The organism is Commensalibacter communis (genome assembly GCF_947179105.1).
Taxonomy (GTDB): Bacteria; Pseudomonadota; Alphaproteobacteria; order Acetobacterales; family Acetobacteraceae; genus Commensalibacter; species Commensalibacter communis.
Map to the genome: position 1 here is coordinate 92712 of NZ_CAMXCK010000004.1, position 14125 is coordinate 106836.

Annotated in this window: 15 protein-coding genes; 11 read left to right on the forward strand and 4 right to left on the reverse strand. The window is 39.6% G+C overall.

The genetic code is table 11. The features are described from left to right. Positions 1–8 precede the first annotated feature (8 nt). From PQG52_RS08425 to PQG52_RS08435, 3 genes are all read right to left on the reverse strand, one after another. Positions 9–1019 (reverse strand): SPOR domain-containing protein, encoded by a 1011-nt coding sequence (locus tag PQG52_RS08425; protein ID WP_271828990.1) that lies wholly within the window; start codon positions 1017–1019, stop codon positions 9–11. Then, complete coding sequence (argS, locus tag PQG52_RS08430; protein WP_271829034.1) at positions 1016–2803, reverse strand: arginine--tRNA ligase; 1788 nt, start codon at positions 2801–2803, stop codon at positions 1016–1018. Before argS ends, PQG52_RS08425 begins: the two co-directional genes overlap by 4 nt. A 105-nt stretch (positions 2804–2908) precedes the next feature. Continuing rightward, on the reverse strand, positions 2909–4087 hold the full coding sequence (locus PQG52_RS08435; RefSeq protein WP_271828992.1) for a deoxyguanosinetriphosphate triphosphohydrolase: 1179 nt from the start codon (positions 4085–4087) through the stop codon (positions 2909–2911). A gap of 131 nt (positions 4088–4218) precedes the next feature. On the opposite strand from PQG52_RS08435, the gene xth reads away from it, so the two are divergent. Next, positions 4219–4986, forward strand: coding sequence for an exodeoxyribonuclease III (gene xth / locus PQG52_RS08440; RefSeq protein ID WP_271828993.1), 768 nt, complete (start codon positions 4219–4221; stop codon positions 4984–4986). A 66-nt stretch (positions 4987–5052) separates the two neighbouring features. On the opposite strand, the gene PQG52_RS08445 is transcribed toward xth, so the two are convergent. After that, the gene (locus PQG52_RS08445) at positions 5053–6159 is read right to left on the reverse strand and encodes a hypothetical protein (protein ID WP_271801990.1); all 1107 of its coding nucleotides are present in this window, start codon (positions 6157–6159) and stop codon (positions 5053–5055) included. Between the two features lie 294 nt (positions 6160–6453). Between PQG52_RS08445 and PQG52_RS08450 the strand changes: the two genes are divergently transcribed. The 10 genes from PQG52_RS08450 (at position 6454) to hisD (ending at position 14064) form a co-directional block, all read left to right on the forward strand. Then, a complete protein-coding gene (locus PQG52_RS08450; RefSeq protein WP_271828995.1) occupies positions 6454–7383 on the forward strand; it encodes a hypothetical protein in 930 nt (309 codons plus the stop codon). Between the two features lie 60 nt (positions 7384–7443). Then, a complete protein-coding gene (locus PQG52_RS08455) occupies positions 7444–8034 on the forward strand; it encodes a hypothetical protein (RefSeq protein ID WP_271828996.1) in 591 nt (196 codons plus the stop codon). 62 nt (positions 8035–8096) lie between these two features. Continuing rightward, complete coding sequence (glk, locus tag PQG52_RS08460) at positions 8097–9107, forward strand: glucokinase (RefSeq protein ID WP_271828997.1); 1011 nt, start codon at positions 8097–8099, stop codon at positions 9105–9107. After that, the gene (locus tag PQG52_RS08465) at positions 9097–9255 is read left to right on the forward strand and encodes a hypothetical protein (RefSeq protein WP_271828998.1); all 159 of its coding nucleotides are present in this window, start codon (positions 9097–9099) and stop codon (positions 9253–9255) included. Before glk ends, PQG52_RS08465 begins: the two co-directional genes overlap by 11 nt. 86 nt (positions 9256–9341) lie before the next feature. Beyond that, positions 9342–9896: a dCTP deaminase gene (dcd, locus tag PQG52_RS08470; protein WP_271790029.1), complete on the forward strand. Its 555-nt coding sequence runs from the start codon at positions 9342–9344 to the stop codon at positions 9894–9896. A 24-nt stretch (positions 9897–9920) separates the two neighbouring features. Continuing rightward, a complete protein-coding gene (gene murA, locus PQG52_RS08475) occupies positions 9921–11183 on the forward strand; it encodes a UDP-N-acetylglucosamine 1-carboxyvinyltransferase (protein WP_271828999.1) in 1263 nt (420 codons plus the stop codon). 97 nt (positions 11184–11280) lie between these two features. Continuing rightward, positions 11281–11907, forward strand: coding sequence for a DUF6338 family protein (locus PQG52_RS08480; protein ID WP_271790031.1), 627 nt, complete (start codon positions 11281–11283; stop codon positions 11905–11907). A gap of 2 nt (positions 11908–11909) precedes the next feature. Next, the gene (locus PQG52_RS08485; protein WP_271790032.1) at positions 11910–12059 is read left to right on the forward strand and encodes a hypothetical protein; all 150 of its coding nucleotides are present in this window, start codon (positions 11910–11912) and stop codon (positions 12057–12059) included. 14 nt (positions 12060–12073) lie between these two features. Then, positions 12074–12748: an ATP phosphoribosyltransferase gene (gene hisG, locus PQG52_RS08490; protein ID WP_271829000.1), complete on the forward strand. Its 675-nt coding sequence runs from the start codon at positions 12074–12076 to the stop codon at positions 12746–12748. Positions 12749–12765: 17 nt separating this feature from the next. Further along, entirely contained in the window at positions 12766–14064 is a 1299-nt protein-coding gene (gene hisD / locus PQG52_RS08495; protein ID WP_271829001.1) for a histidinol dehydrogenase, read from the forward strand. Positions 14065–14125 lie beyond the last annotated feature (61 nt).

The window sequence follows — 14125 nt, forward strand, 5'->3', positions numbered from 1 at the left end:
TTAAATCATTAATACGCAATCGTACAAGCAACGCCTTTTGCTTTTAACTGACCACATACTGTATTCACTTGCGCTTTGGAAGCCAATCCTTTGACCCGTAAACGATACACATCTTTACCATTCACTTCTGCTTTTTGAATAGAAGGGGAATATTTCCCAAGTACTTCAGGCGCTTTCTTTTTCAAGACTTGCCATTGTTTCTGCGCAGCTTCATGAGACCCAAGTGAAGCCAATTGTATTCCAAAACTACCTGATGAAGATTGATGAGCTTCAGTTTTTTTTGTTGTTTTTTTAGGTTCTGGTGCTTTGGTCTCTTTATTCTCTTTAGCGTGATGCTGAGGCTGATGCTTTGGACGCGCAACATGTTTAGGAGGCGCTTCTACAGTAGCACTATTCTCTGTTTCTGGTTTAGAGGCTGCCGCAGATGTCGTCGGTGTGGTTGTGTGATGCGCTGGAGGTGGCTTAACTGCTGGGGGATGATTAAATTGTTCAGCAAGTGCCTGTGGGTTGGCTTGTTCTGGTCCAGAGGCCAACCCTGGCTGTCCATTTGGTGCATTCGCACTGGGGACATTACCATTTAAGCCGTTCTCACCCATACCCATACCAATGGTTTCAACATTTCCAGAATTGACAGGTTTAACCTTTGCTACTTCTGCTGGGGGTTCAAAAACAGGAATTCCAGAGTTTGATGACTTAAAGAATATCCACCCACCGATGAAAACAACCAGTAACGCACCAATCCCCCCAGCAGCATAGGTTAAACGACGGGTTGTATCCCCACCATTATTCCCACCGCCAAAAGAATTCATAAAGCCCAGTCGAGGTGATTTGCGACGATCATAATCCTGATCTCCATAATCCTCTTCTTCGTCATCATGATAGCGTGAAGCCATGCGTTCACGATCATTATAAACCCGTTGTTCTGGATGAGGAGAAGGATTATTACCCCCATCATCCAACGAATCTTCATCAAAAAATGATTTTCTTTTTGAAGGGTCTGGTGAATTTGGATCGATCATCTCATTTCCTCTACTGGTTCAACACCTAAAATCATCATTGCAGAACGAATAATACACGCTGTGGCTTCTACCAATGCCAAACGAGCCATCGTTCCTGACAAGTCATCCTCTTGAATAAAACGTAGTGTAGCATCATCGCGCCCAGCATTCCATAAAGCATGAAAATCTGAGGCAACTTCTGTTAAATAATATGCGATACGATGTGGCTCTCTGGTCAACGCGGCACTTTCAACAATACGAGACCATTGCGCCAAACGACGCATCAAATTTAGCTCTGAATCGCTTTTTAACATGGTCAGCTCTTGTTGAGCTAACTTTGTTGGTTTGAGTGCATCTGCCCCCATCGCCTCAGCAGCAGAGCGTAATACAGAACGACATCTTGCATGCGCATATTGAACATAGAATACAGGATTATCGCGTGTTTGTGCAATGACTTGTTCCAGATCAAAATTCATTTGTGCGTCTGATTTACGTGTCAGCATCGTAAAGCGCACTGCATCTTTACCCACCTCGTCAATCAAATCTCGCAGCGTGACAAACGTCCCTGCTCGTTTAGACATCTTAACGACTTCGCCATTCCGCACCACACGCACGATTTGACATAACACCACTTCGAAATCAACTGGATTTTGATCGGTTAATGCTTTGATGGCTGCACGCATACGTGGCACATAGCCACCGTGATCTGCCCCCCAAATATCAATCAGGATTTTTGCGCCACGTTCTATTTTATCATAATGATACCCAATATCATTCGCAAAATAGGTTGCTGTTCCATCGGATTTACGCAAAGGACGATCGACATCATCGCCATAATTGGTTGATTTAAACAAAGTCTGCGGGCGTTGTTCCCAATCTTCGATCACTTTGCCTTTGGGAGGTTCCAAGACACCCGTATAAAGCAACCCTTTATCTTTTAAAATTTGCAAAGCTTCGTCAGCCTTGCCAGAATCTAAAATAGACCGTTCTGATACAAATATTTCTTGATGAACACCCAGTGCTTTTAGGTCTTCACGAATGCTGTCCATCATATGCGTTAAAACACATGCTCTGACTTTATCAAACCAAAATGATGGTTCTTCTTTTTCAAAAGAATCTTGATATTCCTCAGCTAATGCTTGACCCACAGCAACCAAGTAATCGCCTTGGTATTGTAACCCACCAGCCATATAAGATTTATATTCCTCTTCAAATTCTTCCGCAGAAAGATCTTGACCTAAGGCTTGTAAATATCGCCAATACGCCGCCCATACCAATGCCACAACTTGGGTGCCGGCATCATTGATATAATATTCTTTGGTAACATCGAACCCTGCCTTAGCCATTAAATTAGCCAAAACATCCCCGACCACAGCACCTCGGCAATGTCCCACATGCATTGGTCCCGTTGGATTGGCAGAGACATATTCGACGTTGACAGCGATCCCTTGACCAATTGTGCTGGCACCAAAAGATTCGCCTGTCTGTAAAATCGTTGAAACCAGCTTTTGAAAAATAGAAGGTGCAATCTTTAAATTGACAAACCCTGGCCCTGCTGGCTCGGCGTCATCTATTCCATCAATCTTCTTTAGATAATCTGCGAGTTCTTGCGCTAATTCCTGAGGTCGACGCTTAACAGCCTTGGCAATAATAAGCGCAGCATTCGTCGCCATATCCCCATGTGCGGGGTCTTTGGTGGGAGTTAATTCAACCCGTTCCAATAAGGCTTCGGGTAAATCAGGCACGGTCTGCCGCAAGGCTTCCAAAACATAGTGGCGGAAGAAAACGTACAGATTATGATTAATCATCTAAAAACTATCTTTCTCAAAAGCAAGGAATCTATCCTTCCCTATTTACATAAGCATTATCAAAAAAGCCATTCTATCTTTTCATTTATCCCAGAAAAAATCTTAAGCCAATACCGCTAAATCCGTCAAACGCTGATATTCTTCCATCGCATAGCGATCCGTCATGCCCGCAATATAATCCGCCACCACACGGAACGCGCCTGATTGTTGTTTGGTTTTCAGGGCGTTCTCTAGGCGACTATGCCATTCTGTGGGTAATAAATCCATATTGGTCGATAAAATTTCAAATAATTCTTTGACCAATAATTGTCCTTTACGACTCATCCGTTTGACACGCCAATGATAATATAGGTTTTTATATAGAAATTGACGAATCTCTTGATTAGAATGCCCGATCTCTGGACTGAATTGCACCACACCTGTTTTGGCATATCGAATATCATCAGAGTTTTTAGGACATAACTCTTTTATATTCAGCGCCGTTTGTTTTTTTAAATCACTGACTAATATATTAATAACCCGTCTTATCATCTCGTGACGTAAGCGTTTATGCTGATGTTCTGTTGCTGGGCTTTCTTGGATGACTTGCTTGGCTTCGTATAAAGCTTGCCCCACGATAGGTAAATCCTTCAAATCATCAAACTGTAATAATCCAGCCCGTAACCCATCATCTAAATCATGGCTGTGATAGGCAATATCATCGGATATCGAAGCAATTTGAGCTTCAGCAGAGGCATAACTGGTTAATTCCAAAGGATAGAACTGATTATACGCTTTTAAATAAGGATCTGGATCTAAAATTGGGCCATTATGTTTGGCTAGTCCTTCCAAACTCTCCCACGTTAAATTTAATCCGTCAAAATCAACATATCGTTGTTCCAGCCGAGTCACTTGTCGTAACGATTGGTCGTTATGAGAAAAGCCATTATAATCTTTCATCCCTTCTTGCAATGCATGTTCGCCTGCATGCCCAAAAGGAGGATGCCCCACGTCATGTGCCAACGCCAAACATTCGGTTAAATCTTCATTAAGTTGCAAAGATCTGGCAACCGAACGCGCAATTTGTGCGACTTCCAAAGAATGCGTTAATCGAGTACGGAAAAAATCCCCTTCGTGATTTACGAAAACCTGAGTTTTATATTGTAATACTCGAAATCCAGTCGAATGGATCACACGATCCCGATCCCTCTGCCACGGCGTGCGCCCTGATGAGGATTCCGCTTCTGGATATACTCGTCCTTTAGCAGTCGCCTCTTGCACTGCATAAACTGCTAAATCCATTTTTTCACTCTTCTGTTAAGTAATTACCCATATTAAAAATAATCTCATAATAACTATGATATATCTTTAAACCCTAGTAAACTTTATTCATCTGATGAAATCAACTTTATACGGTAAATTAGGTCTATTTTATGAAACTTGCCAGCTGGAATATTAACTCTATTCGCCAACGCCATACTCATGTTCAACAATGGTTAACCAAAGAACAACCTGATTGGTTGTTTTTACAAGAAATTAAATGCCAAAATGAACAATTCCCTACAGAAATATTCGAAGAAATGGGCTATCAAGTCATCGTTAATGGACAAAAAGCCTATAATGGCGTTGCAATTTTAAGTCGACATCCTTTTCAACTGAACCATACGGTTTTACCAGACTTGAACGAAGAAGAACCCCAAGCACGCTATCTGGAAATTGAAAGCCAAGGGGTTACTTTATGTAATTTATATTTACCCAATGGCAATTCAGGAGGTGAAAAAGGCTTTCAAAGAAAGCTGCATTTCATTGATGCACTTATTAACCGTGCAGAGCATTTATTGCAGCATAAACAAGATTGCATCTTTGCTGGGGATTTTAATATTTGCCCCACCAATCAAGATTACGCACCGCAAACTTTATCTGCCGAAGATGCGTTGATCAAACCCGAAAGCCGTAACGGATTTTACCAATTATTATGGCTGGGATTGACCGATGCATTGCGCGCCATTTATCCTACAGAAACGCTTTATACCTTCTGGGACTATACCAGAGGGGCATGGCAACGAAATGCTGGGCTAAGGATCGATCATGCTTTGCTGTCACCAAAAATTGCTGAGCAATTAAAAAGCTTTACCATTGATAAAGCTGAAAGAGATAAAGAACAACCCTCTGACCACGTTCCCATTATTATCGAATTCTAGTATACAAAAAAAGCGCTGTGAGTGACGCGCTTTTTTATTTAGTCAGATACTGATTATTCAATATTCTTATTGCGTTGAATGACTTGTCTCGATAACTTGCCACCATAATTCTTGATGATTTAACATAATCAAAGAAGGTCGTTGCCCTTGCCCTTTTAAACAACGATAAAGATTTCTGTTAACGGCACGATTGAAAATACCAGGACCTGTTTTATAGGTTGGAAACAAACTAGGATTAACATAACAATTATGATATAGAGATCGAATACATTCGTTCAGAATTGGACTATTCGCAACTGAGCCAAAGAAATCATTATGAACAACGTCAATGTCAGCCAAGAAAAACACATGTTCATACATTGTTGGTAAAACTGTACAAAACTGCTCTACTGATTTTATACGAAGTCCCGTTCCCAACCACCAACCACCATATTGATTAATCACGTGAACACGTAAAAAATCTTCGGCTTCAACGGGCGAATTTAAAGAAAGAAAGAGTTGTCTTGCTTCAATACCGTAATTTTGATACAGCCAATCGACTGCCTCTGTTTTACTGAAAATTTTGCAATTAAAATATCCTAATTGTTGATGATACTCAAAATTACTTCTATCTTCAGAAACGTCTTCATCCCAATACATAAATAGATTATTAGGAATCACCTGAATCATACTGTTGGCATAGGTTCTGCCTTGTACTGATAATTGAGGTCTAAAATTAAACAAATCCATCATAATTGAAAGGTAGGTACGATCAGCACCTTCACCAGTTGGAAATTCCTCGTAACAATTCCCCATCATCAAAACGGCAGATAATGCGTCATGGTTATCTTTATAATGTTTCCAACCTGTGACGTAATTATAAAAAGGAATACTGAGACCTTTTAACTGTTCCAGATCTTCATCTTTTAAAGGGAATCCTCCTTTTAAAAGCGCAACCATTCGGATCATCCATAGGACATGACTTAATGGATGTTCTGACGGGCTTTTAGAGTGCATATTATATGCAAGTTTATAGAAAAAAGCTGCTTCGCCATAAAAATGATTGGTAATTAAAACATTTCCAATGTCATATGCCGCAAGAACATCGTTCACACCACGTTGCTGATATGTTTCCAATGCCTGTGGGCAAATAGACAACATATCTGTATAATCTACAGATTGGTTGGCTTCCATATTCTTTACCTATGATATAAATAAAATAATGAATTTCAAAAAAAGTATAATACAATTATTTTCATTAAAAAGCTATTTTTTTATATAATGTTCTGATTACATTATCTAACAATTTTTTTATTTATTATTATATCAAAATAGACCATGTTTACTTTATCTATTCTATATAACAAAAAACGATGATTTATGACCTATATCAATGACTAAATCTGTTTTATAGAAAACAAAGAAAACTCCTTTGCTTTCTTATCATCTTTTCGTATTATAGAGCGTTTTGATGAAATAAGGTATGAAATGTGTAAGAAATCACTTTTAAGAGCTATCCCTACTATAATTAGCGTAAGTTTGCTCTCTTCTTCTTTAGCCATGGCTCAGCAGCCTGTTACAACTGCTGCTGCGTCTAAACTCTCTTTTCCAGCACCTGCATTGCTAGATGAAGATAACGGTTATCAACTACAGCATAATAATACTTATGGAAATTGGAGCATCATAGCAGGTCAACCCTACACCAGCTTATTGTGGCAACAACCTAATTCATCGATTAAACTGTATATCACACCATCAGCACATATGATCAGCATTGATGTTGTGGCCAAGAAAAAAGAAAATAGGGCCTTAAAACTGCCATTTATTACATGGAATATCAAAAATGTTTCCGTCGTTTTAAATAAAATTAGCGACCGTAAAGGCTGGGTTCAATTCTCAACCGCTGTTTATACGCAAAATATTGACAAGCTGGTCTCTGCTTTAGAAAGCGATTCCCCAATGGTTATTAACCTTTCAACATTGACCTCAATTCCCATCAGCACAGATGGTCTGCGGTCTGCAATGAATGATTTTATCCAATTGATTCGCCAAAACAACTTAATTGCCCCCAAACCTTTGGCGTTAAACGAAGTTCAAGATGATTCATTTGTTCCTTTGGATGGAATGTCACCCCAACTATTTCCATTATATCAAGAAACAAATTACTACGTTAAACAATGCCTAACCATGACCAAGCCTGGCCAAGAAAAAATTAGGACTGATATTTGTTTAAGAAGAAATGATCTATTGAAACAAATGGAAAAGAAAGGCTGGTGTTGGGGCAGTAACGACCCAGATCAACATGACAAAGATAAAATCTGGCGGAAATGCATCATGAGCCCCAAAGGCGAAGTCGACAAAATCAAAGAAAAAACCAAGAAAGATTTCGAAAAAGCCAAAGCAATAACAAATAATTAATTTTCATTTATTGTATTATAACTCATAATCGGTAAGATTAAATCAGCAAGAGGTAAATTTATGGTTCATTCCCTTATTCATCGTTGGAAAATAGTTGGTATATTATTAGCCAGCTTTGTAACATGCTCGGCATTTTCAGTTTCTGCGCATGCCGTTTCATCATCCCCTTCTGATTCACAAATGCAAAACGGTGCAATATCCCCTCTTTCTTATCCAAAATATGGGGAATGGCGTTATAACCCACAAAGTAACCCGCCCACATTGATGTGGTGGAATACACGCATGGATATGGTTCCCGTTTTGTACATTTCATTTTTACCAGACCGAATTGTTCTTGATGCCGTAACCCCTGTTTGGCCCGATACTGGAATTATCTTTTATATCAAAGATAAAAGTGAAAAATTAGGATTGAATCTGATCTTAGATCATAAAACGATCAAAAACTGCTTTTATCGAGCAACCATCTATGGTCAAGATCGACAAGCATTTTTAAATGATTTAGTTACTTCACGCAAAGCAAGATTAATTACCCCTTCTTCTTATTCTCAATCTTTATCGCTACGACATGTATATCAAGCCATGCAATTAATGTTATCAAGTCACCCTGATCTACGTTTATCATTGCCTGCGCCGACTAAATATTCCAAATAAGTAATTCGTATTCGTAATTATTCGGTTTACAGTTAAAATCTATTTTATACAGGATATTCATTATGACCGACAAAAACACTCAAACCGCTTCTGGTGATAATGCCAAAGAAGTCATTGTTGCCGATATTGGGGGAACAAATGCCCGTTTCGCCATTGCAAAAGTTCAAAATGGTACTGTGCTATCCATTGATAATGAAACTATTTTAAAAACAGCCGATTACGCTACTTTACAACTCGCATGGGATGCCTTTGGGCAGAAAATCGGTCGTGCCTTACCAAAAGCAGCATCGATGGCAATTGCATGTCCTATTCGTGGGGATATTCTTAAATTCTCAAACAGTCCTTGGATTATTCGTCCTGCATTGCTAGCAGAACAATTAGAATTAAATGAAATTATTTTAATTAATGATTTTGAAGCAGTCGCTCATGCTGCGGCACATAGCGATGGCTCATATTTAAAGCATATTTTTGGCCCAAAACGCAAAGAAAAACCAACAGGCGTTACCACGATTGTTGGACCTGGTACTGGTTTAGGTGTGGCATCATTAATGTTTGACGATGATTCATATCGTGTTGTTCCCAGTGAGGGGGGACATATTACTTATGCGCCATGTGACCATATTGACATTAGTATTTTACGTTATTTGAAACAACATTATCGCCGTGTATCCGCAGAGCGTATTATTTCAGGCCCAGGCCTTGGGAATATTTATGACGCACTTGCTGCCAGTGCAGGACTGCCCGTCAGTCATCACAGTGACAGCAATTTGTGGGATTCTGCCTTAAAAGGTACAGACCATTTGGCCGCAGCTGCATTAGAACGCTTTTGTTTAAATATGGGTACAATCTGTGCTGATATTGCGTTGGTGCATTTGGCTAATCGTGTTGTTATTAGTGGTGGCATTGGTCAACTATTGGCTGACTACTTACCTCAATCTGGTTTTGGTGAACGGTTTGTTGATAAAGGTCGTTTTGAAAGAATGTTGGCACAAGTGCCCGTTGAGTTACTCACCTATCCTCAACCTGGTTTGCTAGGTGCTGCGGCTGCTTATGCTGTGAAACATGCAAAATAGCGATTCTATTCCCATGAATAACTCTGCAAAAGAACAAGCTGAAACAGAAGCTAAGAAAAAACGCCGTGAAAAAGAAGCCGCGGCGTTACGAGAAAATCTGAAACGCCGAAAAGAACAGAAACGTAATAAAAAAGAGCAACAATCTTAGGCTTCTTAAAAATAATACTTGTTTGAATCCCTAAGGTTGTTTATTGAACAGCTCATCATCGCGAACGATTAAAGAGGAACCACTTCATGTCTATTATGCCTGACAGTTGGATTACGAAAATGGCAAAAGATCATAAAATGATCGAACCTTTTGCGGATAAACAACATCGTGAAGGCATTATTTCTTATGGTGTGTCCTCTTATGGCTATGATGCTCGTATCGCAGATGAATTTAAAATATTTACCGATATTGATAATGCGATTGTTGACCCTAAGAATTTTTCATCCAACAGTTTTGTCACGCGCAAGACCGATGTTTGTATTATTCCACCCAACAGCTTTGCCTTGGCGCATACGATTGAATATTTTCGTATTCCCAGAGATATTTTGGTTGTTTGTCTTGGTAAATCCACCTATGCCAGATGCGGTATTATTGTCAATGTCACCCCTTTGGAACCTGAATGGGAAGGTCAAGTGACCATTGAAATCAGCAATACAACCCCTCTTCCTGCCAAGATTTATGCCAATGAAGGTATTTGTCAATTTCTCTTTTTCCAAGGCAGCGCGCCTTGTGACATCAGCTATGCTGATAAAAAAGGGAAATATATGGGGCAAACAGGCGTTGCCACTCCACGTTTATAATTAGATAAAGAAACTGAAAAAACTATGGATCGATTTTTAATTCGTGGGGGAAAACCCCTACATGGTGATATTACTATTGGTGGTGCGAAAAATGCTGCATTAGCCATTATGCCTTGTGCGCTTTTGACCTCTGAAACCCTGACGTTAAAGAATATGCCACAAATCGTGGATATTAAAACCATGTGTGATTTGATCCATCAACATGGTCTTGACATCAATATTGATAGCAAAGACCCACATCGTTATTCTTTCAAAGGCGAAATCACAAACACCGAAGCCCCTTATAATATCGTATCCAAAATGCGTGCTTCCGTCTTGGTATTGGGGCCTTTATTGGCACGTTGTGGCAAAGCTCGCGTTTCTTTACCGGGTGGATGTGCGATTGGAACACGCCCCGTTAATCTTCATCTCGAAGCATTAACTGCTTTGGGAGCAGAAATTGAAATTGATAGCGGATATATTAATGCAACAGCCCCCAAAGGGTTGACAGGCACACGCTTTGTATTTCCTTTCGTATCCGTTGGAGCAACCGAGAATACTGTCATGGCAGCCACCCTTGCAAAAGGAAGAACAGAGCTTTTAAATGCCGCTCGTGAACCAGAAATCTGTGACTTGGTTGACTGTTTAATCGCCATGGGTGCAAAAATCCAAGGTAGAGGCACCAGTCATCTTATTATTGACGGTGTTGAGTCATTACATGGCGCAGAACATTCTGTTTTATTTGACCGTATTGAATGTGGCACTTATGCTTGTGCAGCAGGGATTACAGGTGGGGAATTGCGCCTCATTGGTGCTAAAGTAGAGTATCTTGGCTCTGTTTTACATGCCTTAGAAGAATGTGGGGTTGAAGTTTTCCAAGAAGAGAATGCTATTCGTGTGCGTCGTACAGGCAGCTTGCGCGGTATCGATATTATGACCGAGGCTTATCCAGGTTTTCCAACCGATATGCAAGCACAATTTATGGCACTCCTTTCTATTTCAGAAGGTGCCAGCATGATTACAGAAACGATTTTTGAAAATCGATTTATGCATGTGCCAGAACTAAACCGTATGGGTGCCAGAATTAATGTTCACGGTTCCTCTGCGATTATTCGTGGGGTTCATTCTTTGTCTGGAGCACCCGTTATGGCAACTGACCTGCGTGCATCATTTTCGTTGATCCTTGCTGGTCTTGCTGCTGCTGGGGAAACCAGTTTAAATCGTGTCTATCATTTGGATCGTGGTTATGAAGCCGTAGAGAAAAAACTGGCTGCTTGTGGTGCAAATATTGAACGGATCAAAAGCTAAACTGGCTAAAAACACAATCAAAAACCAGATCATATTGACATAATCTCGCTATAATCTGGTTTTTATACACATTCATATAACAAGGCATCTCTAAAGAATGAAAATTGACTTTTTTCTTTTACAGATCGCCATTTTACTTTTGCCCGGTTTCTTATGGGCAAAGATTGACATCGACTTTGCGAAAAGAAGAAAGTCTTCTGAAAATCAATTTGTTATCAGAGCCTTTGTCTTTGGCGTTTTCACTTATTTTATTGAATTCGTCATCTTTAAAATTTTTAATCAATCTTTTATCTTAATGAGCGAAACAGACAAAACGACCATCATTAATAATCGTGTGTTGCAAGAATTATTATGGGCCATTGTCATTGCTTCTATTTCGTCAATAATATGGTTATATGTAAAAAATTATAAATTAATTACTAGATTCCTACAAACAATTCGAGCTACAAATAGATACGGCGATCAAGATGTATGGGATTTTGTTTTTAATTCCGATAAAATGAAATATGTACATATCAAAGATTATGATAAACAAATAATATATTCTGGGACGATCCAAGCCTTTTCAGAAGTCAACGATATAAGGGAACTTTTTTTACTGGATGTAAAAACATATGACTTAGCTGGTATTGAGCTTTATAATGCACCATATATGTATGTATCATTACAGATCGATTCTATTGTGATAGAATTTCCTCAATATCAAGACGAGCAGGAAGAATAAACATGAAAAAACCTACTACAAAGCCTATTGTTGAAGGTTATGTCGTCAAAGGTGGGGTTAATAAAAACAGCTCCACTCCTCCCGCTCCTAAACCAACGCCGTCTCCTTCATTTTCATCATCTTCTATTTTCAACAATCAAAAAGCCAAATAATATCTGTATCTGACATGAACAATAATTCTTTGATCCTTGCTCTTCCAAAAGGAAGAATTTTAAAAGCCTGTATTCCTTTACTTGAAAAGGCAAATATTATTCCAGAACCTGCATTTTTTGATGCAGATAGCCGTTTGTTGCGTTTTAGAACCAATGATCCAGAACTGGATATCATCCGCGTTCGTTCTTTTGATGTTGCGACTTTTGTTGCATTTGGTACGGCTTCTCTTGGGGTTTGTGGATCAGACGTTTTAATGGAATTTGATTATCCAGATATTTATGCACCTTTGGATCTCAATATCGGTCATTGTCGTTTATCTGTGGCGCAACTTGCAAATACCAAAGATAAAAACCTAGGTGATCCTGCCAGATGGTCAGAAATCCGTGTGGCAACCAAATATCCTAATTTAACACGCCGTTTTTTTGCTAAAAAAGGTGTACAAGCTGATATTGTTCATTTACATGGTGCGATGGAACTTGCACCTGTTTTAAAATTATCTAATTTGATTATTGATTTAGTCGATACAGGTTCCACATTAAGAGCCAATGGGTTACAAGAAGTTGAAACAATCGTTGATGTATCTAGCCGTTTAATCATTAATCGAACTGCTTTAAAGACCCAATCTGTCCGCATTAACGCGTTAACAGAACGTTTTCGCCAAATCTTATCCCCTCAATCCGTTGCGTAAATTGGAGCGTTATTGTCATGCAATATTTATTTACAACACAATCTGATTTTCAAACTGTTTTTAAGCGTCTATTAACAGCCAGAGCAATGGACACGTCTGCGGTTAAAGAACCAGTCACCGAAATATTAGAAAATATCAAAAAAAATGGTGATACAGCGCTTTGTGATTATACCAAACGGTTTGATCGCTTGTCTTTGACACCGCAAACCTTGCGCGTAACAGACGAAGAAATTGAAGCAGCCTGCAAGCAAATTCCTGCTGAATTAATGGATGCTTTGGACGTTGCGGCTAAAAGAATCAAAGCCTTTCATAAAAGGCAGCTACCTCCTAATTTACACTATGAAGATGATAGTGGTTTTGAGTTAGGATACCGATGGCTTCCGATGGATTCAGCTGGGCTTTATGTGCCAGGTGGAACGGCTGCCTATCCTTCATCTGTTTTAATGAATGCCATTCCTGCCAAAGTCGCTGGGGTTCAACGATTGGCGATGTGCGTTCCTACGCCTGATGGTCATTTAAATCCATTAGTTTTGGCTGCGGCTCATAAAGCGGGTATTACCGAGATTTATCGTATTGGTGGGGCTCAGGCGATTGCTGCGTTGGCGTTTGGTACAGAAACGATTGCTCCGGTGGATTATATTGTTGGCCCAGGCAATGCCTATGTCGCCGAAGCAAAACGTCAAGTTTATGGATTGGTTGGAATTGATAGTGTAGCTGGCCCTTCTGAAGTTGTTGTCGTTGCAGACAAAGATAATGATCCAACTCATATTGCTTTGGATTTATTGGCGCAATCAGAACATGATAAAATGGCGCAGTCTATTTTTATCACTAATAACAAGAAATTCGCTGATCAAGTCATTAAAGCTGTTGATAAACAACTCAAAACCCTTGCGCGTAAAGAGATTGCTCAGGTCAGCTGGGATCATCATGGCGCAGTGATTGTTGTCGACTCTTGGAAAGAAGCAGCAAATTTGATTAACCAAATTGCCCCAGAACATTTAGAATTAATGGTCAAAGAATCGAACACATTGTTTGAAGATGTTCGTCATGCAGGCGCGATCTTTATTGGCAAATGGTGCCCAGAAGCCATCGGCGATTATGTTGGTGGTCCTAATCACGTTCTGCCAACCAGTGGTACGGCAAGGTTCTCCTCTGGTCTCTCTATATTTGATTTTATGAAACGGACGACCTTTCTGAAATCCAATAAAAAAGGGATCCAAAATGTTGGTCCAGCAGCCGTTGCCATTGCCAATACCGAGGGATTAACAGCACACGCGTTAAGTATTTCGCAACGTTTAAAGAGTTTAAGCAAATAAAAGCTAGACTTTTTCAAGAAATAGTCGTTATGTTGTGGCAGTTTAAAATTATGAATATAAA